This is a genomic window from Kordiimonas lipolytica (genome assembly GCF_001550065.1).
Genome location: NZ_LRUB01000023.1, coordinates 1 through 22,391, shown reverse-complemented (window position 1 = coordinate 22,391; position 22,391 = coordinate 1). Strand labels below are relative to the sequence as shown.

At 54.6% G+C, this 22,391-nt stretch carries 19 protein-coding genes and 4 pseudogenes; 14 read left to right on the top strand and 9 right to left on the bottom strand.

Annotated elements, in window-relative coordinates:
* Positions 1-2: 2 nt before the first annotated feature.
* The 3 genes and pseudogenes from KORM41_RS11455 to KORM41_RS11445 all read right to left on the bottom strand — a co-directional run.
* Positions 3-401 (bottom strand): annotated as a pseudogene (locus KORM41_RS11455) (Fic family protein); the annotation flags it as partial.
* A 63-nt stretch (positions 402-464) separates the two neighbouring features.
* A complete protein-coding gene (locus tag KORM41_RS11450; RefSeq protein WP_156431961.1) occupies positions 465-773 on the bottom strand; it encodes a type II toxin-antitoxin system RelE/ParE family toxin in 309 nt (102 codons plus the stop codon).
* Positions 773-1,033 (bottom strand): type II toxin-antitoxin system Phd/YefM family antitoxin, encoded by a 261-nt coding sequence (locus KORM41_RS11445; RefSeq protein ID WP_068147830.1) that lies wholly within the window; start codon positions 1,031-1,033, stop codon positions 773-775. Before KORM41_RS11445 ends, KORM41_RS11450 begins: the two co-directional genes overlap by 1 nt.
* A 176-nt stretch (positions 1,034-1,209) precedes the next feature.
* Between KORM41_RS11445 and KORM41_RS11440 the strand changes: the two genes are divergently transcribed.
* Positions 1,210-1,764, top strand: a complete 555-nt coding sequence (locus KORM41_RS11440; protein WP_068147827.1) for a recombinase family protein — start codon at positions 1,210-1,212, stop codon at positions 1,762-1,764.
* 248 nt (positions 1,765-2,012) lie between these two features.
* Here the strand turns inward: KORM41_RS11440 and KORM41_RS22505 are convergent.
* Positions 2,013-2,123 (bottom strand): annotated as a pseudogene (locus KORM41_RS22505) (hypothetical protein); the annotation flags it as partial.
* Positions 2,119-2,283 (bottom strand): annotated as a pseudogene (locus KORM41_RS22500) (recombinase family protein); the annotation flags it as partial. The pseudogenes KORM41_RS22505 and KORM41_RS22500, both read right to left, overlap by 5 nt.
* A 404-nt stretch (positions 2,284-2,687) precedes the next feature.
* On the opposite strand from KORM41_RS22500, the gene KORM41_RS11435 reads away from it, so the two are divergent.
* Positions 2,688-4,433 carry a calcium-binding protein gene (locus KORM41_RS11435; RefSeq protein WP_231727245.1) on the top strand — a complete coding sequence of 582 codons (1,746 nt, stop codon included), beginning with the start codon at positions 2,688-2,690 and terminating at the stop codon, positions 4,431-4,433.
* A 277-nt stretch (positions 4,434-4,710) separates the two neighbouring features.
* Here the strand turns inward: KORM41_RS11435 and KORM41_RS11430 are convergent, their stop codons facing one another.
* Positions 4,711-5,160: an Rrf2 family transcriptional regulator gene (locus tag KORM41_RS11430; RefSeq protein ID WP_068147822.1), complete on the bottom strand. Its 450-nt coding sequence runs from the start codon at positions 5,158-5,160 to the stop codon at positions 4,711-4,713.
* 244 nt (positions 5,161-5,404) lie between these two features.
* Here KORM41_RS11430 and ytfE point away from each other — a divergent pair, with 244 nt between their 5' ends.
* The 12 genes from ytfE to KORM41_RS11370 all read left to right on the top strand — a co-directional run bounded on the left by ytfE (position 5,405) and on the right by KORM41_RS11370 (position 20,743).
* Positions 5,405-6,079, top strand: a complete 675-nt coding sequence (gene ytfE, locus KORM41_RS11425; protein ID WP_068147820.1) for an iron-sulfur cluster repair protein YtfE — start codon at positions 5,405-5,407, stop codon at positions 6,077-6,079.
* Positions 6,072-8,459, top strand: a complete 2,388-nt coding sequence (locus KORM41_RS11420; protein WP_082719875.1) for a nitric-oxide reductase large subunit — start codon at positions 6,072-6,074, stop codon at positions 8,457-8,459. Before ytfE ends, KORM41_RS11420 begins: the two co-directional genes overlap by 8 nt.
* Before the next feature lie 177 nt (positions 8,460-8,636).
* On the top strand, positions 8,637-9,665 hold the full coding sequence (locus KORM41_RS11415) for an NAD-dependent epimerase/dehydratase family protein (RefSeq protein ID WP_068147817.1): 1,029 nt from the start codon (positions 8,637-8,639) through the stop codon (positions 9,663-9,665).
* On the top strand, positions 9,662-11,080 hold the full coding sequence (locus KORM41_RS11410; RefSeq protein ID WP_068147815.1) for a B12-binding domain-containing radical SAM protein: 1,419 nt from the start codon (positions 9,662-9,664) through the stop codon (positions 11,078-11,080). Before KORM41_RS11415 ends, KORM41_RS11410 begins: the two co-directional genes overlap by 4 nt.
* On the top strand, positions 11,077-11,913 hold the full coding sequence (locus tag KORM41_RS11405; protein ID WP_068147812.1) for an MBL fold metallo-hydrolase: 837 nt from the start codon (positions 11,077-11,079) through the stop codon (positions 11,911-11,913). The genes KORM41_RS11410 and KORM41_RS11405 overlap by 4 nt, the downstream gene beginning before the upstream one ends.
* 241 nt (positions 11,914-12,154) lie before the next feature.
* Positions 12,155-13,945: an ATP-binding protein gene (locus KORM41_RS11400; RefSeq protein ID WP_068147809.1), complete on the top strand. Its 1,791-nt coding sequence runs from the start codon at positions 12,155-12,157 to the stop codon at positions 13,943-13,945.
* 175 nt (positions 13,946-14,120) lie between these two features.
* Positions 14,121-14,981: a formate/nitrite transporter family protein gene (locus KORM41_RS11395; protein WP_082719874.1), complete on the top strand. Its 861-nt coding sequence runs from the start codon at positions 14,121-14,123 to the stop codon at positions 14,979-14,981.
* Between the two features lie 24 nt (positions 14,982-15,005).
* A complete protein-coding gene (locus tag KORM41_RS11390; RefSeq protein ID WP_068147806.1) occupies positions 15,006-15,635 on the top strand; it encodes a response regulator in 630 nt (209 codons plus the stop codon).
* 110 nt (positions 15,636-15,745) lie between these two features.
* Positions 15,746-16,921 carry a tellurite resistance/C4-dicarboxylate transporter family protein gene (locus tag KORM41_RS11385; protein WP_197421074.1) on the top strand — a complete coding sequence of 392 codons (1,176 nt, stop codon included), beginning with the start codon at positions 15,746-15,748 and terminating at the stop codon, positions 16,919-16,921.
* Positions 16,908-17,180 carry a hypothetical protein gene (locus tag KORM41_RS11380; protein ID WP_068147804.1) on the top strand — a complete coding sequence of 91 codons (273 nt, stop codon included), beginning with the start codon at positions 16,908-16,910 and terminating at the stop codon, positions 17,178-17,180. Before KORM41_RS11385 ends, KORM41_RS11380 begins: the two co-directional genes overlap by 14 nt.
* 38 nt (positions 17,181-17,218) lie before the next feature.
* A complete protein-coding gene (locus KORM41_RS11375; protein WP_156431956.1) occupies positions 17,219-17,551 on the top strand; it encodes a hypothetical protein in 333 nt (110 codons plus the stop codon).
* 210 nt (positions 17,552-17,761) lie between these two features.
* The gene (locus KORM41_RS11370) at positions 17,762-20,743 is read left to right on the top strand and encodes a Tn3 family transposase (protein ID WP_068147798.1); all 2,982 of its coding nucleotides are present in this window, start codon (positions 17,762-17,764) and stop codon (positions 20,741-20,743) included.
* Between the two features lie 67 nt (positions 20,744-20,810).
* Here KORM41_RS11370 and KORM41_RS11365 read toward each other — a convergent pair.
* The 3 genes and pseudogenes from KORM41_RS11365 to KORM41_RS11355 all read right to left on the bottom strand — a co-directional run.
* Positions 20,811-21,581 (bottom strand): annotated as a pseudogene (locus tag KORM41_RS11365) (Fic family protein); the annotation flags it as partial.
* A gap of 303 nt (positions 21,582-21,884) precedes the next feature.
* Entirely contained in the window at positions 21,885-22,097 is a 213-nt protein-coding gene (locus KORM41_RS11360) for a hypothetical protein (RefSeq protein ID WP_068147794.1), read from the bottom strand.
* Between the two features lie 59 nt (positions 22,098-22,156).
* On the bottom strand, positions 22,157-22,366 hold the full coding sequence (locus KORM41_RS11355) for a hypothetical protein (protein WP_068147979.1): 210 nt from the start codon (positions 22,364-22,366) through the stop codon (positions 22,157-22,159).
* Positions 22,367-22,391: the final 25 nt, after the last annotated feature.

The window sequence follows — 22,391 nt, the reverse complement described above, 5'->3', positions numbered from 1 at the left end:
TATCATGTTTTGTCCGGGAAAAGGCCTGGCATCCATCTGCCTGCCAATGTAGCTGGGAATGTAAGCCGCAGTGGCGCCCGGGTGCTTGCACTTGTGAGTACCCCACGATCAAGCAGGGCCGACGTAATGCGCCGCGCAGTACGTTCACTGGCGTTCAAGAGTGGGGCGACATCACCGCGTGGTAGGTCACCCCGAAACAGAACAGCCTCCATGACACTTCCGGATTTGGTCGGCAGGCGGTCTCCACGGATTTCTTCTTCCACCCAAATCAACATACGATCCCGCAACCGGTCTGGCCGAACCAGCTCCTCCATGAAGCTAACCTGATCAATGCAGGCCTTCAGAAAGAACTTGGCAAACTCCGCGAGCGACTCTTCGCTCAGGTTGCCGCGGCCATCTAGGGGTCACGACAAGAACAGTGCCAATTTGTACGCTAACCTGGACAAAACAAGAACATAGATGATTTAGATTATTGGCCTGTCGGCTAGATGTTGGTCCGGTACCATGCGTTTGTGCAGCACACCAAAGACAATCAATTGCTGTCTGTGCACGATATAGTAAATGACATGGCTCGCATGTGGAAAGCTCGACACGCCTGAACTGACATCAGAGCGTTGTTTGCCTAAATTGGGATTCTCAGCCAGCAAGCGGATGGTCTGCCGCAGTTCCGACAGATATTTTTGAGATTGAGGCTTTCCCCACTGCTCAGTGGTGTAACGGCGAATTTCCAGAATGTCCTTCTGCGCCTCCGGCGTTAAATGATATGCAAGCATCAATCAAACTTGCCTGCTTCGACGTCATCAAAAAAAGTCTCGCCGTCAGCAGTGTTGCTTGCTTCTATGTCCAATTTGGCCTGAGCTGCCCTGGATTGCAGCAGGCGAAGTTTGAGGGCCTCTATGCCCTCATACTCGTCCATAGAGATGACAACGGCCACGGGCTTGCCATTCTTGCTGATTTGCACAGGTGCACGCTGAGCTTTTAAAAGCATGTCGCCAAATTGCGTTTTGGCTTCATTGGCAGTAAGGGCGTCCATGATGCGATCCTAAATATCGTTCGATTCATCTGATTTGTTCAATATAATCGAAACGCATGAAATATGTCAAAATTTTATTGTATCGAAAAGTATACTATATGATAGTCCTGGAAAATTGCTATCAAAACTACTATCATAAATACACAGTCAAAACCTTAAAAGGAATATGATAGATTATGTCACGAATTGGCTATGCCAGAGTCAGCTCAATTGGTCAAAGTCTGGAAGTTCAACTGGAAAAATTGAATGAGGCAGCATGTGACCGGATTTATCGGGAAAAGCGCAGTGGTCGAACGGCTGACCGACTTGAGTTCAAGGCGTGCATGAATTATCTTCGTGACGGCGATACCTTGATCATCACACGGCTCGACCGGCTGGCACGGTCGGTTGTCCATCTAGCGCAGCTCGCCAAACGTTTTGAACAAGAAGGTATCGACCTATTGGTCCTGGACCAGAATATCGATACAAGCACCTCCACCGGTCGGCTGATGTTCAATATGCTGGCGTCGATTGCCGAGTTTGAAAACGACCTTCGCACAGAGCGACAGGCCGAAGGGATCGCCAAGGCCAAAGAAAATGGCGTCAAGTTTGGCAGGCCTCCAAAATTGACGGATACCAAAAAACAGGAAATTTACTCAAGACGGCTTGCAGGCGCGACTATTGGTCAATTGGCCAAGGAGTTTAGCCTGGGAGAGGCAACTATCTATCGGGCGCTGAAGGCGGCCAGGTAGTCTGGCCCCCTTTCAGAAAAGAAAACGACAAAGGAGTCGTCGGCGCCGGGCGGCAATGGGTAAAGAAAGCCGTCATAAGCGGCGATGTCTCTGAAGGTCTACCTATAGAAGCTCGCAATCATACATGCCTGTGATCGCAATCATCGACACTTTTGAGCTCAGATCAGATTGATTGCAACTATCCGGGTAACCGGGCTCACATTATCTGCAATCAAGTTTGCTCATTGACGCTCACATTGGCACACCGCTGGATCAATCCAGGCGGGTTTATCGATCTTCTTGAGATCGGATGTGCTGATGTCGAATTGCCAGCAGTCGTTGCTATGCCTGGCCTGAAAGCGCACAGCTGCAGGCACCTGTGCGGAGATGCTTTAGCATATCATCGAGTGCCGGCCGATCTGCTTTGGCCCCGCTGATAACCTCTCGGAAGATTTTGGCTCAGCCTGCCTTTTCCAGGGCATCAAGCTGCAAGCTGAGGTTCTGGTCCCTGGTGCTGACCCGGGCATACCCAATCTTCATGGACATGATTTCGACCGTTTGGGTTCGAGAAACTCATGGAGCGAAAAAATAACAGACTTTGCTTTGCAAAACCGCAAAAATGAACCGGAAATACAAAGAATGTCGCCATCAGAAGGCAAAGTCAGGCAAGTACGGAATAACGGTCGTTTTTTCGGACCGCTGTGTAATAGCTGAATTCTACATCGTCTGCTTTCTGACCTGACATCGGAAGCGGCGCCCGGACGCCAATTACGGCAGCCTCTCGCCACGAACGGATTAAATGTTTCAAGGCGCACATGACGGTATAGTTAGTCGCAGGGTGTGTGAAATAGGTCAGTCAAGCTGGCAATGCGGAATCCACAGACAGACTGAGCTTTCTGGATAGTGATGGTGATGGCATTTCCCTCGACCTTGATGCCGATACCTTGTCAGCAAACAGCGTGGTTGTGGCTTCTGTTAATAGCTTTGGGACAAATGGCGGCGATGCTTTTACGCTGACATTCAACGACCAGGCTACGAACGCAATTGTGCAGGAAACACTGCAAAGCATGCGGTATTCTCCGGCCTCCTACAATCCAGGCACTGATCCGCGTACAATCACCGTGACAGCAACCGATAGTGCGGGCGCTTCAAGTGTTGATACACGCACAATCGAGGTAACATCTGTCAACGACCCACCGAACAATGCCGGGGATCTGCCATTCACCGCGTCAGCGAATATGGCCGAAGCCTCCAGGATAGATTTCTCGAACATGCGGGTAAACGATCCAGATTCCGGTTCTGCTACAGTTACATTCACCTTTGTTGCCTCTATCGGCACGATTACCGCAACCATGGACAGTGCTGCTGATTACAGCGTTACGGTTGGAGGGTCCGGCACTGATACCGTCACGATTGCAGGAACGATTGCGGACATCGATAAATATTTTGATGCAACAGCAGATGGCGATTGGTTCCTTTATACAGGACCCGCAGGTGTCAGTGGCACAGATGCTGCCCGTATCACCGTAAGCGCCAATGATGGCGGTAATAGTGGTCTAGGTGGCGGAGCAGATATTGCTTTTGGCTTTTTCGATATTGATATCGTCATTCCGAACAGCTTACCCACCAGCGAAAACACCGCCGTTACGGCGACAGAAGACCAAGAATATGTATTTAAAGAGGCGGACTTCACATTTGCTGACGCAGATGCCGGTGCAACTCTCAACCGGATTACGCTCAGCAACATCAGCTTAGCCTCTGGCGACAAACTGGTTTACCGAGAGTCCGGGGAAAATGATGTTGATGTTACCGACAACTACAACATTTTCCCGTCGGATCTGTCTGATGGCTATCTGGTTTATATCCCACAAGCCGATGCGAATGGTAACGCTCGCTCTAGTTTTCACTTTACTGTCCGGGATAATGAAGGCGGTGTATCCTCCAGCAGCTATACTCTCACAATCAATGTGACAGATGTCGCCGAACCCATCATTCCTTCAGACCCCAAGCCTGTCAACCTGGCCGGCAGCAACGGTAACGACACGCTGTCGGGTAATGATGCCGACGATACTATTGCCGGTGGCGCCGGTGATGACATGATCTCGGGAGAGGCTGGCAGGGATACCCTTAGCGGAGCCGATGGCGAGGATACCTTGTCGGGTGGTAGCGGCAATGATGAAGTTTGGGCTGGAGCGGGCAACGATAGCGCCAGTGGCGATGGGGGTGGTGACAAAGTCGGTGGTGGTACAGGTGATGATACGCTCAACGGCGGGGCAGGTGATGATACCCTATATGGCGGAGAAGATGCCGATATACTCATCGGGTCTGGCGGTAATGACCTGATTTTCAACGGCTTAGGCAATGATGCCATCGATGGGGGCAGCGGGAATGATACCCTGTGGGGCGGGGCGGGCAATGACACGCTCACGGGCGGAGCGGGGGCCGACAACTTCGTCTTCGGCGCGCTGAGCGGTGACGATACCATCACCGACTTCTCGGTGACGGACGATACCCTCGATCTGCGCTTTGCGGCCGTGGACTTTACCAGCCTTGCCGACGTGCAGGCCGCAGCCTCGCTGACCAGTGTGGATGGCACCGCAGGCGTATTGATCGATCTTGGTGGTGGGAACAGTGTTTTCATAGAGGACCTCACCCTCACCGACCTGACCAGCCTAGACCTGACTGTTTAGTTGTACTGGTGACCGCAATGGGTCATCCTGAGACGAAAAGCCGATGCTCCGAAAAGATCTGTAGCCGATTGTCATAGCAGACATTCCAATGGCTTGCATCTTGGCCATTGTTGGGTCGCTTGTGACGTTGCAGATATTGTGAGCACGGATTTATGATTGCGAGCTTCTATATCGACTCTTCGCCAATTGGTGACGATTCAGAAACAAAGTTCGAGCGATCGTTTTCTCGCTTGAAAAGAAGTCTTCCTGTATGAGCGTTTCGGCTTTTCCGGGGCTGTCAGGGTTTGCTTTGTGACGCATCGAGGATACGTGCCAGACCTTTCATATTCTTGGGGAGCAGCATGTCAGCCAAACTGTATTGGTCGAGTGTTTGGAAGAAACTCTCCATGGCTTCCGCCAGAATATGCTTTAACTGGCAGGCTGGCGTAATCACGCATTCATTATCTGCACCAAAGCATTCCACCAGCGGCGAGCCCTGTTCCATATCGCGTACCAGTTTGCCGATATTGATCCGCTCTGGCTTGGCGGCCAACCTGAGGCCGCCGTTTTTCCCCCTCACGGCTTCAACATATCCTTTGGCGCTAAGGTGTTGCACAATTTTCATCAGATGATTTTTGGAAATGCCATAGCTGTCCGCGATCACCTTGATGGTTGCAAGGTGCTTGTCGTTTACGGCCAAATATAGAAGAACGCGTAGCGAATAATCTGTGTAACGTGTGATATGCATCTGTTCTCCAATGTGGACTGGAATGACACTGCGCGCCGGAGCGGCAATAAAGCTCCGCAACTCCAACGACCCGCTTAGCCTCTATACAGTTTATTTAGCCATTCAGTGGCCAATCGGCAACTTTAAACATGAATGTATATTGCATCTTTTAAAGATGTATGTAAAATACATTTATTAATTCCCGGCTGACCAACCGGGATCCAGCACCTGCTGTCAGGTGAACCGCTGTTTTATGGAGAAGATCATGAGTATGCTGGATAGGACATTGGCCCAGTTAGCACAGGAGTTGCCAGGGGCAACCGCAATTTTCCACCAATATAGGCTGAGCTTTTGCTGCGGCGGCGAGCACACATTGCGTGAGGCTGCCACCAAGCGCGGGGTGGACGTGAAAGAGATTGCGGACGCCCTGAGCGCTCTTCCAGGTGTCGCTAAAGGCGCTAAAGGTGTGGATACATTGAGTGATGCTGACCTGATTGAATTTATCCTGAACCGTTTTCACAAGGTGCATCGTGAACAATTGACAGAACTGAAGCGATTAGCGCACCGGGTTGAAAGCGTGCATGGCGACAACCCTGCCTGTCCGCATGGCTTGACAGAGTTCCTTCATCATCTGGCGCTTGAACTGGAACAGCATATGCAGAAAGAAGAGGCCATCCTCTTTCCGATGCTGATACAGGGCGAAGGAGGCATGGCAGGCGGGCCGATGCGCGTAATGATGGCCGAACATGAGGGACATGTTCAGGAATTGGCCCGATTGGACGAGCTCACGGGCGGCTGTGTCCCACCGGAAGGTGCCTGCAATACGTGGCGTGCCCTATATCTGGGCCTGAAGGCCTTTGTGGCAGATCTGGCAGCCCACATTCATCTTGAAAATGACATCCTTTTTGCACGCAACCTGAAGGGGGCGTTCCATGGCTAGATATTACCGACTTTGGTGGACGTTGATTGCAACACTTGCTGTTACGTTCGGGTTGCTTGGGTATTTCGGCAGTGAGGTCTATCGTGAAGCGCCACCAATACCCGGGACTGTGATTTCTGAGGATGGTACTGTCATCATGACCCGAGACAGTATCCTGGATGGCCAGACCGCTTGGCAGTCGGTTGGCGGTATGCAGCTGGGCTCTATTTGGGGACATGGTGCCTATCAGGCGCCGGACTGGACCGCAGACTGGTTGCACCGTGAGCTGGTGGCCTGGCTCGAATTGGCGTCTCAGGATGCTTATGGGCGGCCCTATGGACAATTATCAGGTGCTGAGCAGAACAGTCTCCGGTATGAATTGACACAAGCCTACCGCACCAACAGCTATGATGCAGCGACCGACACACTGGTGATATCACCACGCAGGCTTGAGGCCATTGATCAGACGGCTGACTATTATGCGCGCCTTTTTGGTGGGGCGCCTGAGCTTCGCCAGACACGCGACAGCTATGCGATGAAAGAATTGGTGCTGCCAAGCGCCGAGCGCCGGGAGCGATTGACGGAATTCTTTTTCTGGACTGCCTGGGCCGCAGCAACCGAACGGCCAGAAACTGCGGCAACCTATACCAATAACTGGCCCCATGAACCGCTGATCAGCAATGTACCAACGGCCGAGAATGTTGTCTGGTCCATTGTCAGTGTTGTTCTTCTGATTGCTGGTGTGGGCGGTCTGGTTTGGGCCTGGTCCTTCATGCGCGGGGAAGATGAAAAGGAAGCGGAAGCACCAGCCCACGATCCTTTGACCCGCTTTAAACTGACACCGTCTCAGAAGGCGCTCGGCAAGTATCTGTTCCTTGTTGTTGCCCTCTTTACCTTCCAGGTGTTCCTGGGCGGTTTCACGGCGCACTATACCGTGGAGGGCCAAAGCTTCTACGGGATCGAGACCTCCAAATGGTTTCCCTATACCCTCGTCAGGACGTGGCATATCCAGTCAGCATTATTCTGGATAGCAACCGGGTTCCTTGCCGCAGGCCTGTTCCTAGCCCCTATCATCAACGGCGGAAAAGACCCAAAGTATCAAAAGCTTGGCGTTGATGTACTGTTCTGGGCGCTGATCGTTGTTGTTGTCGGGTCTTTCGTTGGGAACTATCTGGCGATTGCCCAAATCATGCCGCAAGAGTGGAACTTCTGGTTGGGTCACCAGGGCTATGAATATGTTGACCTTGGCCGTTTGTGGCAGATTGGCAAGTTCACAGGGATCGTCCTGTGGCTGGGATTGATGATGCGCGGTATCGTGCCCGCTTTGATGCAGCCAGGCGACAAGCACCTTCTGGCTCTGTTTACAGCATCCGTTGTTGCCATCGGGCTCTTTTATGGTGCCGGATTTTTCTATGGCGAAAAGACGCATATCTCCGTCATGGAATACTGGCGTTGGTGGATCGTACACCTGTGGGTGGAAGGCTTTTTCGAAGTATTTGCAACCGCGGCACTGGCCTTTATTTTCTCCAGCATGGGGTTGGTATCAAAGCGGATGGCAACCATTGCTGCGCTGGCGTCTGCTTCGCTCTTTATGCTGGGCGGTGTACCTGGCACATTCCACCATCTGTACTTCTCCGGCACCACAACACCCGTGATGGCTGTAGGGGCCACCTTCAGCGCGCTTGAGGTTGTGCCTTTGATCGTCCTTGGTCATGAAGCCTGGGAACATTGGAAGTTGCAACATCGGGCCCCTTGGATGGATCAGATGAAATGGCCGCTCTATTTCTTTGTAGCTGTTGCTTTCTGGAACATGCTTGGAGCTGGTGTTCTTGGCTTCTCCATCAACCCGCCGATCGCGCTTTATTATATCCAGGGGTTGAACACCACAGCAACACACGCGCATGCAGCCCTGTTCGGCGTGTATGGCTTCCTTGCCCTCGGCTTCACCATTCTGGTTCTGCGCTATATCAGGCCCCAGATGGTCTTTGATGAAAAGCTGATGAAATGGGGTTTCCATTGCCTGAATGGCGGCCTTGTTCTGATGCTGTTCACCAGCTTGCTGCCCGTGGGCATCATTCAGTTTGTCGCCAGTGCGTCTGAAGGGCTTTGGTATGCAAGAAGCGAAAGCTTCATGCAAAGTGACCTCCTGCAAACCCTGAGGTGGGTGCGTACCATTGGCGATGTTGTCTTTATTGTTGGTGCGCTGGCTGTAAGTTGGCAGGTTGTGAAAGGCCTTTTCAATATCGGTGACACCAGGTCACATCAGCCGGTGGCAACTGTTGCCACCGGTACTGGGGCTTCTGCCGTGCCGGTCCTTGATGGCGGAAACGCCTCGATGTCTATGAACAGCGAGCAGGAAGACAGTATCTGCTGTGGTTCGTGTGGCGGCCAGGGCCACTGATCAACAAAACCAAATACCCTGAGCCGGTTCGTGCCGGCTCAGGCAATACTCACGGCCAAGAGCCACCCTCCAGTCAAGCAGCAGAGCGCTGTTCCCGAGACTGGTTGATCCAGATCAAGCGCGGACGGTGCCCTCGGGGCTAATGTTCCGGCCTGACGCGGACAGGTAGGGTGCATCATGCTTGGTATTTCTAAGGGCAGCCGAGTTGCGGTAACGGGAGCGACAGGCTTTATTGGCCGATATGTATCAGAGGCGCTGGCACTTGCCGGGTACCGGCCTGTGACGCTTGCCCGGTCACCGGATGTTGCTGCTCGGATACTGCCGTCTGGCACGGAGGTGAGATATGCCGACATTCTTGACCCCTGCTCCCTTGCCAACAGCCTGTCCGATGTTGCTGCCGCGGTTCATGTAGCCGGGGTTGTTTCGGTGCAGGCGGCGGACAAGGTTGCGCTAAAGCAGGTCAATGTCGAAGGCATGCGGAACATGCTGGCGGCATCCCGCCGGGTTGGCCTGGCGCGGTTGCTTGTCATGTCCAGCACATCCGCTGTCGGGGCGCTTCCGGCGCACCGACCTGCGGATGCACTTGATGAAGACGCCCCATTTAATCTGGCGAAAGCTGGTATCCCTTATGTAACGACAAAACGGGCTGGCCATGAGATGGCTATTGGGGCCCGGAGAGACGGCGACCCCGTTATCACGCTGAGCCCCACGTTCGTGCTGGGCCCCGGTGATGGCCTGAGAAATGGCACTGCTCTTGTCGACCTCGTCAGCCGCAATCGGCTTCCTGTGTGGCCCGGCGGCGGCGTAAACCCCATCGATGTCCGCGATGTCGCTGCCGCCACTGTAGCCGCACTGACCTGTGTGTCTCCCGAAGATCATTACATCCTTGCCGGGCGGGACAATATCACGTTGGCAGCTCTGGTGGGCCGGATCGCCCGCTTGTCCGGTGCCCGACTGCCGTGGCTTAAGATGCCCTATCAGTTGGCGCTGGCCGCTGCGGCACTTGCAGAGACCATCGCCCCACACAGCACCCTGACAACAGCCGGGGTGCGGCTGTCCCGCTATTACTGGTATTTTAAAGCCGACAGCGCGCGCCGGGACCTCGGGCTGGATACGCGCCCCCTGGATATGACCCTCAAGGACACGCTCGCCGGGGTGCGGGCACAGCACCTCTCCGCCCCTTTTCCTCGACAGGAGCTATCATGAAAATCCTTCTGATCAACCCGCCCTGCGGCGACCATACCATCGGGCTCAAGAATATCGCCAAGATCGAACCCCTCAATCTGGAGCTTCTCGGGGCAATGGTCGGCGACCGCCATGAGGTCCGCCTGGTGGATATGGAAGTGGCGCCCCGGGATCTGGATAGCATGCTGCGAGAGTTTATCCCCGATATCGTCGGGGTCACCTCTGAAGTTGTGCATGTGGAAACCGCCAAACGGGCGCTTGCGCGGGCGCGTCTGGCGGCGCCGCGCTGCGTTACTGTTGTTGGCGGGCACCATCCCACAGTGTGGCCGCAGGATTTTCTGGACCCTGTCATTGACCTGGTGGTGCGCGGGGAGGGCACGGAGGCCTTTCGGGACATATGCGATACTGTTGCTGACGGTGGCCGAACCTTTCACCATATCGACGGGTTGATGATCCGCGAGGGTGACGCGTTGACGCCGACAAAGCCCCGACCGCTGCCAAGGACGCTCGATCACCAGCCGATGCCTGACAGGTCGTTGACAGCCCGGTATCGGCACAAATATTTCTATCTCTGGGAACGCCGGATCGCCGCGGTACGCAGTTCGGTGGGGTGCAGCTTCCCCTGCATCTTCTGTTCCTGCAGGGTTTATTCCCACGGTGGGTTCATCCCGCGGTCGCCAGAATTGTTGCTCGAGGAAATCGCTGGCCTTGAGGAAGAGTTTGTCTATCTGTGCGACGACCATGCCTTCCACGATCCCGAGCGGATGTGGAAGCTTGGTGAGATGCTGCTGTCTGCCGGGATCAAGAAACGCTATTTCACCTATGCAAGGGTGGATTCAATCGTGGAAAACCGGGAGCTCTTTGCTCTGTGGGCACGGGCGGGCCTGCAACTGGTGATGTCGGGTCTTGAGAGTCTGGACTATGAGGCTCTGAAACGAACCGGCAAGCGGGTGGAAAAGGGTCGGGATGAAGAAGCTCTCGCGATCCTAGACGACCTTGGCATCGGCATGAGCGCCGGCTTCCTCGTCGAGCCGCATTTCGAAGAAAAAGACTTCCTGGCCATTGACGACTATGTGAAGCGGCACCCCGCCATCCTGCTGACCGAATTCACGCCGCTGACCCCGCTGCCTGGCACACCGCTGTACCGGAAGGTGGAGCCGGATCTTGTTTCAACCGACCGACAGCTATATGACTTGCAGCATTTTCTCCTGCCCACGGAAACACCGCCAAAACAGCTTTACCAGCTGATGCGCCAGGCCTATGCGCGTGTGATCCGGCGGGCCGCGCTAAAACTCGGCCTGTGGCGTCCGGGCAACTGGTCCTGGCATTATATCCGCATGTTTGTCGGTTTGATGCGCAACTACAAGGCCTTGAAAGAAGCGCATCTGCATATACCACAGCCTGAACCCAAACCGGAACTGGAAGACGTAGGATGACCGGCAAGCCGCGCCCATATGCCATCGAATATCTGGGCTGGTCCGGTTTCCACCTACACGGCCCTGGGTTGCCGTCCATATTCATCGACCCGCCAAAAGGCACCCAGTTCCCGGACAGCGGCGACATCATCATTCTTCTCACCCATGGCCACCCCGAGCATCTCGGCGGGACCATAGATTTCCTGAACCGGTCCCGCGGTCGTGGCAATGTAACGCTTGTCGCCTCGGTATGGCTGTGTCGGTATTTCGGGCGCCACTACCCTGGGGCCGACCTGACGCTGCGCCCGGCAACCAACGGGGAACAGATATCCCTATCCGGTAATATCACGCTCTCGGTCTTCGGCTGGACCCATATGCCCCTCTTGCCGCCAGGCCTGGCTGCGGCGGCATGCCACCTGTGGAGGCTGATCAGAAAGGCGCCGACCGCGTGGCATATCGCGCGCATGATGATGCAGGGCCCCAAATGGGCGGGCCCCATGCTGGGGTATAAGATTGAGTATAAGGGCACAGCGGTTGCTGTCGCTTATGGCGAAGGTCTGCACCGGCGCTGCGAACCAGAAGCGGTTGCTTGGCACTGTGCGGGTGCGCGACAAGCTTCGCTTCTGGCTGCGGTTGAACCCGAGGACGAAGACATGATGCCCCGCCTCCTGCGCTATGCGGGGATCGGACATGTCGTCCTCTATGCTCCGCACAAGGGTTGGCGCACAGCCTTCGGTCTGCCTCAAGCGGACCTCCCTCGTTTAAAGGCGGCCCTGGAATTCTTCGGGCTGTCAGCTGAGATCGCAGGAAATACAGAAGATAGTACAAGGGAAAACGTGACCGAGTTGTTATAATGGTCTCCTCTTCTGCTTCGAGAAGCTGCACACCGGGATGATAGGAAAAAGTGGGGTTTGGTAGGATCTTTGCGCTTACATGGTCTCCGTGGAGCCAAGTTACTTACCCGCATGGCCTAATCAATTTAGGTGAAAATGTGATAATCTGCGAAAAGAAAAGTGAAGTGTTATCCATCCTGCATATGCCATTGAAGGCTGCCAAAGGATGTGTGCCCTGCATAGAAGGGAGCCCTAAAGAAATATGCCCAAGTTTTTGTCAACATTTCTGACGCTTCGGGGCAGGCTGGTTTTTCTGATATGTCTGGCGACGCTTCCGGCAATTCTGTTCGCTTTTTACCTAGCCCACACCGAGCGCACCTCGGCGCTGCTGCGCATGGAACAGGACGGGCACCATGTGATTAGCCTGATGACGCGTGAACACCTGAACCAGATGACCGGTGCGAAAAGCCTCTTGAGGTGGCTATCAGGCAGGTTGGCGAGGCAAGACAGCGAAACGTTGATATCAGATCCGCACTTTCTTGCAGCGCTGCTGGCGGGACATCCGCAACTCGGCAACATCGCGATCCTGGCGCCGGACGGTGAAGTCATCAACAGCGCCTATCCCCTGGAGAGTTCGGTCAATATGCATGAGTACGATGCCGTCCAGCGGGCACTTCATTCGCAGGAGATCGAGACAGGGACCTATGTCATCGGTCCCATTGTGAAACGCCCCCTGCTGCATCTGGCTTATGCCATAAGGGATCCCCGCAGCCGGGTGCGTTGGGTAGTATTTGTTGCCATAGACCTGAAATGGCTGGAGCAGTTGACGAAAACCGTCGAATTGCCAACAGATCATATCCTGTTGGTGACAGACCGGGAAGGACGAATACTAACCGGATCAGCAACGTCCGGCGCAGTTGACTTCTCCATCGGCACAAAGGTTTCAGAATTGGCTGGGCTGGCGGCCCAACAGGACGGCAAAACCGTTTCCGCCCAAATGGGTGGGCAATCCTTCTATTTTGTTACAGCCTCCATGCTGGATATGCCGGGTATCCTTGTGGCAAATGCATTGCCGCAGGCGCAGTTTACCCGCAAGGCGAATGATATCTTCTATCGAACTCTCGGTCTGCTCGGCCTGCTGACACTGTTCACGGTGGTTTCAGTTCTGATCGTCGAGGAAGTTGCGCTGCTCAGGGTCATTCGCGCCTTGTCCCAAGCGACGCAGAGATTTGGCGACGGCGATTATACGGTGCGCATCGACATTCCTCGCGGCTATGGTGAATTGCAGGATATGGCGGTCGCATTCAATACGATGGCGGCAACACTCATGCGTCGCCATCAGGAAGTCATGGAAGCCCATCATCAGTTAGAGCGTCTGACCCGGCACCTCCAGGTGGCCCGTGAAACGGAAGCACAGCGTATATCCCGTGACCTTCATGATGAGGTGGGGCAAGTTCTGACCAGCATAAAAATGGACCTCGTCCATTTTCAAAACAAATGCGCTCATAGAGCTTCCCCGGGAACTGATAGTGTGATCAGTGAGAGCATCGGCGCCATACGGGAGAAGATCGACAAGACTGTTGCCTTCATTCGTCGTTTGGCATCCGATCTGCGTCCGCCGGTGCTGGACCGCATGGGATTGTCGTCGGCGATTGACCTCTTGGCGCGTGGATTGGAAACAGACGCGGGTCTGGTTGTCGATGTAGACACTTGTGACATACCTGAACCGCTGGACTGGCTGGTCTCAACAACCCTTTACCGGATCGTGCAGGAATCACTGACCAATATCCTGCGGCACGCACATGCCTCGGAAGTGTCCGTCGGGCTGCAAAGAACTGATGGCACTCTTCATCTCTCCGTACAGGATAACGGCAGTGGGTTTGATGTCAGCACGCAAAAGGGAGGAACTTTGGGCCTTGCAGGGATGCGCGAACGCGCCCGTCTGGTCGGCGGGGCGTTTGCCATCGAAAGCGAACCCGGAAGGGGGACGAAGATAAGCGTCTCGGTACCTGTGGTCCCAAGCTTGGACGACGCCTATTCTGTTTCCGCCTGATGGCGGCGTAGGACAAACGCCGACATGCGGTTCCCTTGCAACCGGCATGATTTTCAGTTTTCGCCCGATACCGGACTGCCCGGACCCGCCATAATCTGCTCCTCGATACCGGTCGGAATATGTAACCGCGGCTTGGGCGGACGTGTGGGCTGCGGTGCGAACGAGGAAATCCCTGATGGCAGACACACTTCTGAGACCTGGCAAAGCGGCACCCCATTTCGGGGCCGGTCCCGATGTCCCCTTGGGCGATTGCGTGCTGCCTGCGCAAATGGGGCAGGACGCTGCCGCGGACGCATTCAAGAAAACCGGGTTCGGAACGGCCCCGCTTTTCCTGCGCTCATTCCTGTGCACGCCCTTCCTGGGATTTGCCGTTGCACTGACGGCGCATTTAACCGACCAGGGCATGCCAAGCGGCTCGGCGGGGCTCTTTTTTCCTGTCGGCTATATCATGCTGTGGGTGCTTGGTTTCGAGATGGTGACCGGCAGTTTTTCCATTATGGCAATCGGCGTTTGCGCCCGAACCGTCCGCCTTTGGGCGTTGGTCCGAAACTGGATATTGACCTATATGGGAAACTTGGCCGGCGGTGTTTTTTTCGCTTTTCTGCTCTGGTTTTCACTCACCAAGGGAGGGAACCAGGAGGCAAGCGGCCTCCTAAGCGTGATCGCGCATATTGCCGAAAAGAAGATCGCCTATCGCCATTTCGGCGCCTCCGGCTGGTGCGCCGCCGTTGGCATGGGAATCCTCTGCAACTGGCTCGTCAGCCTCGCGCCCATCCTGTCGAAAGGCGCGCGCAGTGCGGCCGGGAAGATAATCCTGATATGGCTCCCGCTGGCCACCTTCTTTTCGGTCGGCTTCGAGCACGCGGTCGTCAATATGTTCGTGTTCCCCGTGGCCCTGCTCTGCGGTGCGGAAGTGAATTTTCATGACTGGTGGTTCTGGAACCAGATTCCGGTCACGACGGGCAATATTATCGGCGCCGTTATCTTCAACGGTATTTTGTGGTACAAAAGCCATGAAAAGGCCGCGAAGGGATAATGAACCGGCATAAAGGCTGTATATATGCGAATTCTGCTTGCCGACGATCATCATATGTTCCGGTCCGGCCTGCGCCGCATCCTGGAAGACGACTTTCCCGATGCCATCATCGCAGAGGCCGCGTCCTGCGATGAAACGCTGGCGCAAGTGGCCCGGCAAAGGATGGATTTGCTTATTCTCGACATCGCCATGGGCAAGGAGAACAGCCTGCATATTCTGCCGGCCATCAGGGATGCCTGTCCTGATTTGCCGGTGCTGCTGCTCAGCATGTATGACGACAAGCAGTTTATCGTGCAGGCCTTGCGCGCTGGCGTCTCGGGGTATTTGACCAAGGAGCATGCCCCGGAGGAGCTGATCCGCGCCATCCGCACCATCCTCGGTGGCCGCCGGTATGTCAGCGCGTCCGTTGCCGCCCATCTGGCAGACTATCTTGCCGTCGGCAGTTCGGAGTTCCCCCATCAGACCCTTTCCGCCCGGGAGCATGAGGTCTTTCTGAGGATCGCAGCCGGACAATCCGTCTCGGATATTGCAAAAGAGTTGTGCCTGAGTGTGAAGACGATCAGCACCTATCGTACCCGCATTCTTGAAAAAATGGATGTGGGATCCAATGCCGAACTGATGCGCTATGCTATGCAGCACGGACTGGTGACATAGCCTGTCGGACAAACCCCGACATAAAAAACAGCGCTTCTCCTATAGAATAGAGGGGGTCCGCCCGATACCCGTGCCTGGTCGCGCCAGGCATATTCAAGGGTATGAGCACGATGTCCCGCATAACCCGAGAAACTGATCTGAGCGCGATACCCGCAGCAGACGGTCGTATCCTTTCCCTCGCCTATATGAAGCAAAGCCTCGCGGCACTCCATCCTGCGTATTTTGCCCTGGTGATGGCGACGGGAATCGTGTCGATCGGTTGCAAGGCGATGGGGCTGGAAGAGGTGGCGACCTTGCTCTTCTGGGTCAACGTGCCCGCCTATGCCATCCTGTGGCTGGTTTATGGCGCCCGCGCCTGGCTGTTTCCGTCCCGGTTCATGGCGGACTGGTTGTCGCACAAACGCGGCTTCGGCTTCTTCACCGTCGTGGCCGCCACCAATGTGCTCGGCTCGCAGTTTTTCCTCCTGCAAGACAATGTGGCAGCCGCGGAGATATTCTGGTGGGCAGGCTTTATCCTGTGGCTCTTGTGCACTTACAGTATTTTTGTCCTTTTGGCGGTGCAAAAGCAAAAGCCGCCGATCGAAGAGGGAATCAACGGCGGCTGGCTGATCGCCGTGGTTGCGACCCAGTCGGTCAGCGTGCTCGGTGCGCTGGTCAAACCCAGCATTCTCGGGAGCGGCGATTTTTCCGCGGTTCTGTTGCTTTCCTTCTGGCTGTTCGGTGGGATGCTTTATATCTGGCTCATCTCGCTCATCTTCTACCGCTATATGTTTTTCCGGTTCGAGCCGTCGGACCTGATCCCGCCTTATTGGATCAACATGGGGGCCGTCGCCATCACCACCTTGACCGGTGCCGAACTGATCCGGGCTTTCGAGAGCACGCCCGCGATCCACAGCATGCTGCCTTTCATCAAGGGGATGACGACCATGTACTGGGCGACGGCGACTTGGTGGATACCCATGTTGCTGGTGCTCGGTGTCTGGCGCCACGGCATACGCCGCTTCAAGCTGACCTACGACCCGCTTTATTGGGGGCTGGTGTTCCCGCTTGGCATGTATGCGGTGTGCACGTTGAAGCTGGGTGTCGTTTTCAACCTCCCCATGTTTTTGCTGGTGGCGCGGGTCTTCATTGTGGTGGCCCTGATCGCATGGCTCCTGACGTTTCTGAGCATGATCAAAAGGCCGCTTTACGCGGTGTTGCTCATGGTGAGAACAAGATCGCGGGATACCACCATTTTTCCTGATACTCAATTAAACGAAGGAGACAGAGAAAATGCGCAAAGTTAAAGACAGGCCTTTAAGGGCAGATGACCGGATCAGACAGGGTATTCTGGATATGATCATCGGCACACTGGCGCTCATTGTGGGCATCCTCTTCTGCTCGACCACAATCACTTTCGGAATGGTAGAGCCAGGTGGCGAGAGTACCGGCTTTTTGGCGGAAGGGCTGATCGCTGGCAGTTTGGGATGCCTAGTGTTCGGGCTGGGTGCCGCACAGTATCTGAAGGCTGCAATCGAGGCTGGATACACCGATGATTCTCTCTGAAACACAACGTCATGCAGGCAAACCGTGAGGGGATAGATATGAGCAAACCAACACCCAAACCCCTAACGCCAACAACAGGGACACTGTCGGATACGACAGGTCAGGAAAGGAGCAATGAAATGCCTCTGGACAATATTCGCATGCGCACCGGACAAAGGCTGGTGTTCGCAGGATTCGGCATCGCCGTTATCGGACTGATACTTTATAGCATGGCTGGGTTTTCGGCCGAGGCCGCCCAGATAGAGCCAGTATTCATCAAGGAAAGCCTTGGTGTTGTCGGTATAGGTGTCGTCGTATGGCTGATCGGCGTCGTTAAATACCTGAACGGGGCTATCGAATCAAATGCAGCCGATGACCACAATATTTTGTGAAGCTGGCTAACCAATCTCAGGGTGAGTGGGCTTCAAGCCACAGCTAAATGTTCGCAGATGCCAATATTTATCGAAGCTTGCTGATAGACCAGATAAGGCCCCTTGAGGAAAGTAACCCGCTAACGAAGAATTGGTTTAAGTCAGGAGGCCATGGACAGACAGTTGGCCGTTTGACGTTGGCTAGGGCGGCATTCTGCGGGAGGAAGGAACATGGCGCATCGACCTTTGTTAAAAGAAGACGAATGGCATCAGTTGATGGGGGTGCCGGTAGACGAGGAAAGCCTGATCCAGCATTATCTGCTCGACATGGTGGATATTGAGCGCATCAATTCAAAACGTCGGCCAGAAAACCAGCTTGGTTTTGCTGTGCAGCTATGTCTGATGCGTTTTCCTGGCAGGGCTTTGCAATCGGGTGAGAAACCCCCAAGAGAAACCGTCGCGTTCATCGCAAGCCAGCTTGGTATCGATCCAGCAGCATTCGCGAACTATGCCCGCCGTGATGAAACACGCAGAGAGCACGCCGTACAGATTCAGGAATACCTTAAACTGTCTCCGGCAACCCGCACCAATCAACGCATTGCCCTTGTGGCCGGACTTGCCGCCGCGGAGAAATCGGACAATGGTTCGGCAATTGCTCAAGCAATGGTTCAGGCTCTCCGGGAACAGTCGGTTTTGCTGCCAAGCTTTCGAAAGCTCGATCGCCTGGGCCGTGCAGCCCGTGCTATTGCGAGGGCTCGTACCAATGCGGCCGTGTTGGAAGGGTTGAATGAAGCCCAATTACTCAGGGTCGACAGGCTTTTGGATTACGATCCGCAAATCCGGCAGACACGGTTCGGCTGGCTCAGGTCCCACCCGGAAGCATCGGGAGCCGACAATCTTGTCGCGCTCCTGGAGCGGCTTGATTTTGTGCGGTCGCTTGAGATCGATATGTCATGCAAGGCGCGCATCCATCCAGATCGCTGGAAACAGATCGTGCTCGAAGGCAAGGTGACCCCCAGTTGGCTCGCGGCGGATTTTAATGCCAACCGGAGACGAGCCACAATAGCAGCACAAATCATCTCTCTTTCTGAAACGCTCACCGACGAAGCCGTCAGCATGTTTACCAAACTGATCGGACGATTATTCTCTCGTGCGGTCGCCAAAGGCCGGCAGCGTCATATCGACAAGCGCAAGGAAACGAACCAGACCCTCCTGCTTTTCCGGGATACGTTGAATGCCCTCATTGCAGCGAGCGAACACAAACTCGATGCTTTTACAGTTCTGGAAGAAACAGTGGGCTGGCAACGGCTGGTCAGCGCCAAGCCAAGTCTGGATGCCATGGTGACGGAAGCGGAACAGCCTGCCCTCGTCATCGCCGCAGAGCGATATTATACCATGAGGAAGTATGGGCCCCAGTTTCTGGAGACCTTCACCTTCCGATCCGGCCGTTCCCGCGACCCGCTCTTGAGCGCCATTAACCTCCTGAAGCAGTTAAACCGAAAGGGCCGCAGATACTTGCCTGAGTTTTTTCCCCTGAATCATCTCGGTAGGAAAGAACGCGCGCTGATCATGGCAACTGACAAGCGGGATAGGCACCTGTATGAAATCGCTACGCTTTCGGCCCTCCGGGATCGCTTGCGTTCCGGCGATATATGGGTCAATGGCAGCACACAGTTTCGGCCCGTTGGGGATGATTTCATACCCAAGCCCGAGTTTGACACGAAAAAAGAAACGGGTAGTTTACAGCTCGGTGTGCCAACAGATTTTGAAGCATGGTATGGCGAAACCAGGCGGGTGCTGGATTTCCGGCTGAAACGCCTCGCCTACAGGGCGCGTAGCAATAAATTGGAAGGTGTGCGCTTGGCGGGCGGTGAACTGATTGTCTCCCCGCTTACCAGCGATGTACCGGCGGCGGCAGATGAACTCAAATGGCGGCTCAACCAGATGCTGCCTCGTATCCATATCACAGACTTGCTTGCCGAAGTTAATGGCTGGGTGCGGTTTTCAGATGCTTTTACCCATCTGCGGACGCAACAACCCGTCAGGCAAACGCCCGCGATACAGGCCGCCGTGCTGGCAGACGCCACCAACATGGGCATGCTTCGCATGGCCGGCGCGTCCTCCAACGTCACCGAGCGCCAGATTGCATGGGCCAGACTGTTTCATATGCGACCGGAAACCTACCGGAGCGCACAAGCCGTTATCACCAATGCGCATGCGGCCCACCCTCACAGCCGCGTATGGGGTACCGGTACGACCTCCTCTTCGGACGGTCAGTTTTACCGGGCGGGAGATCGGGCCCGCCTGCGCAGCGATGTGAATATGCATTATGGCAGGGAACCTGGAGGAAAATTCTACAGCCATTTATCCGATCAGTATGGCTACTATAGCATCCTGCCAATCAGCCCCGCCGAAAGCGAAGCGCCCTATGTGCTGGATGGCCTGTTGGATCATGAAACCAATTTGCAGATCGGTGAGCATTATACGGATACGGGCGGCGCCAGCGACCATGTTTTTGGTCTGTTCTGCCTGCTGCCGGACAAGCGGTTTGCACCACGTTTGAGAGATTTGAAGGGCAGGAAGTTTCACACTATCGAAGATGCGGGCGGCTATCCGTACCTCAGGCACCATATCGGACACAGGGTCAATATCCCGCTGATCAGGGACAACTGGAGCGATCTCCTGCATCTGGCGGCGTCGTTGAACGAGAGGGTCGTCGCACCGTCCAGTATCCTCAAAAAGCTGTCGGCATCTCCGAGGGCAAGCCAACTGGCGCGAGCGCTCAGAGACCTGGGGAGATTGGAACGCACCCTGTTCATGATCGAATGGTACAGTGACCCCGCGCTGCGGCGCCGGTGCCAGGGTGGATTGAACAAGGGAGAAGCGGCTCATAAACTTAAACGGGCCGTCTTCTTCCATGAACGCGGAGAAATCCGGGACCGCTCATTCGACAGCCAGGCCTTCAGGGCGTCTGGCCTGAATCTTGTGGTGAGCGCCATCGTGTATTGGAACACAGTCTATCTGGCGCGGTGCGTGACACAGCTCAGGATGGATGGTGTAGATATTCCCGACGAACTCCTGAAGCACGTATCGCCGATATCCTGGGAACATATCAACCTGACGGGTATATATACATGGCGGGATGACTATCCGGAACCAGGCCTGTTCCGGGAATTAAGGAAAGCAACGTCAGGAATAAACTGGGCTGCGTGATCTATAAATCCCAATGTTCACGATTTGTCCAATTTAGCGTACAGATTGGCACTATTCTTGTCGTGGCCCCATCTAGGTCATTGCGTCGGGGTTGATCGCAAGCTGCCAGATGCGCCTTGTAGGTTTCTACGTTGCGGGCAAGTCCGCGCGCAATTGACCAGATGCCGCCTGTATCGAGCGCATCACGCAGCATGGCATAGGACATCAAACGTGATACACGTCCGTTACCATCCAAGAACGGGTGAAGCCAAGCAAGCCGATGGTGTGCGGCAGCAGCGGCAATGATGGAATCCAACCTACCCAGTTTTTCGTATGAAGCCTCAAAACGCTTCATGAAACGAGGCAGGGCCCCTGGGCTGATTGGGATATGCCGTCCGACCTCTACATCTCGATCACGAATTTGCCCCGGCACGACCTCAATCTTACCTTTAGTGACTGGGTCTTCCACCCACAACAGTTCCTTCGGGAGCAATTCACAGAAGCGACGATGGATTTCCAAAATGCCTGCAGCTGAAGTCGCCTTGCCCTTAAGGCCACCTTCATCAATCCATTTCTGCACAGCAATGTGGGCTTCCGCCTCAAGCTGCAAATCACGCTGTTGAGGGTCGGCGCTATAATCTTTGTTCATTGCGCGTTCGATATCGATCGGGTGCGTATCATGTCCCTCAATCAGATTGCTGTAATAGCAGTTCATCGCGCGTACGAGATCGGACAAGGCGGTAACCACGCCGTCGGGTAGGCTCCGCCGCAGGCCTGTCGATTTAGCGGTCAGTTCCAAAGCGAGATCAGCCAATTCCCCTCTGTGTTTGGAGCTTTCAGGCACAAGCATCGGCTCCATGCTTGTAACAGCTTCACCTCGATCTGCTGGATTTTCCTTGTCCATATTTTTGGCCGCTTATCTGTCCGGTTTCAAATGAGCAATAAGTACATATATATCATTATGTTATATTTTTAGATAGGCGTTTATGTCAGAAAAATTGGCCACTTTATTGGCCTATGAATTATAAGACAGCTCTATGCTTTTAGCATCGCCCAAAGGACGAGAGATCCCTAGCTACATTATGCCATGAAAACAGACAGCCGGTGAGGATGGTTGACAAGAACACCCACATCAAAAAGAGCGATTTAGTAAACAGGCGGTTTAACGCCGCCTGTTTACATTATCCTTGGTGGAACGATCCGGATTGTCGCGCGCATACTCACGGCCGTTGATTTTGACAACATGTGCATCTGGATGTTCGCCGCGTTTGATTTCAGCGACAACATTCCTGCGCGGTACATCTTTTCGTGCACCAATATCATAGTGTTCATTACGACCTCCAGGGCCGTCATTTTTGCCAACAATTTTTGTCATTTTGACTTCTCCTGCTATTTGGCTTTCTATCAGTTAAGTGAATTGATCACACGCCCGACCTAACGCAAGCGCCGTTTCATCCGTTCGATCTGTTCGGGAGAGCCTTCAGCGTCAAAGCCATTCCGGGTTTTCTTCATTCTAACGCCCGGACCCGCAGCCCTACGGATTCCCTGCTCAATCGTTTTTTCAAACGATCGTTTCATTTCGCGTTCAAGCTGCTGCGAGCTTGTAATGCGTTTACCGTTAAACTTCATATCAATGCGTACCATGTCAGGCCTCCTATTATCCTTTGGG

Coding starts and splice junctions, on each gene's coding strand:
- KORM41_RS11390 (WP_068147806.1), top strand. CDS start 15,006: ATGCGAATTCTGCTTGCCGACGATCATCATATGTTCCGGTCCGGCCTG.
- KORM41_RS11385 (WP_197421074.1), top strand. CDS start 15,746: ATGTCCCGCATAACCCGAGAAACTGATCTGAGCGCGATACCCGCAGCA.
- KORM41_RS11370 (WP_068147798.1), top strand. CDS start 17,762: ATGGCGCATCGACCTTTGTTAAAAGAAGACGAATGGCATCAGTTGATG.
- KORM41_RS11420 (WP_082719875.1), top strand. CDS start 6,072: ATGGCTAGATATTACCGACTTTGGTGGACGTTGATTGCAACACTTGCT.
- KORM41_RS11405 (WP_068147812.1), top strand. CDS start 11,077: ATGACCGGCAAGCCGCGCCCATATGCCATCGAATATCTGGGCTGGTCC.
- KORM41_RS11415 (WP_068147817.1), top strand. CDS start 8,637: ATGCTTGGTATTTCTAAGGGCAGCCGAGTTGCGGTAACGGGAGCGACA.
- KORM41_RS11400 (WP_068147809.1), top strand. CDS start 12,155: ATGCCCAAGTTTTTGTCAACATTTCTGACGCTTCGGGGCAGGCTGGTT.
- KORM41_RS11450 (WP_156431961.1), bottom strand. CDS start 773: ATGCTTGCATATCATTTAACGCCGGAGGCGCAGAAGGACATTCTGGAA.
- KORM41_RS11355 (WP_068147979.1), bottom strand. CDS start 22,366: ATGGTACGCATTGATATGAAGTTTAACGGTAAACGCATTACAAGCTCG.
- KORM41_RS11375 (WP_156431956.1), top strand. CDS start 17,219: ATGAGCAAACCAACACCCAAACCCCTAACGCCAACAACAGGGACACTG.
- KORM41_RS11380 (WP_068147804.1), top strand. CDS start 16,908: ATGCGCAAAGTTAAAGACAGGCCTTTAAGGGCAGATGACCGGATCAGA.
- KORM41_RS11430 (WP_068147822.1), bottom strand. CDS start 5,160: ATGCATATCACACGTTACACAGATTATTCGCTACGCGTTCTTCTATAT.
- KORM41_RS11395 (WP_082719874.1), top strand. CDS start 14,121: ATGGCAGACACACTTCTGAGACCTGGCAAAGCGGCACCCCATTTCGGG.
- KORM41_RS11445 (WP_068147830.1), bottom strand. CDS start 1,033: ATGGACGCCCTTACTGCCAATGAAGCCAAAACGCAATTTGGCGACATG.
- KORM41_RS11360 (WP_068147794.1), bottom strand. CDS start 22,097: ATGACAAAAATTGTTGGCAAAAATGACGGCCCTGGAGGTCGTAATGAA.
- KORM41_RS11440 (WP_068147827.1), top strand. CDS start 1,210: ATGTCACGAATTGGCTATGCCAGAGTCAGCTCAATTGGTCAAAGTCTG.
- ytfE (WP_068147820.1), top strand. CDS start 5,405: ATGAGTATGCTGGATAGGACATTGGCCCAGTTAGCACAGGAGTTGCCA.
- KORM41_RS11410 (WP_068147815.1), top strand. CDS start 9,662: ATGAAAATCCTTCTGATCAACCCGCCCTGCGGCGACCATACCATCGGG.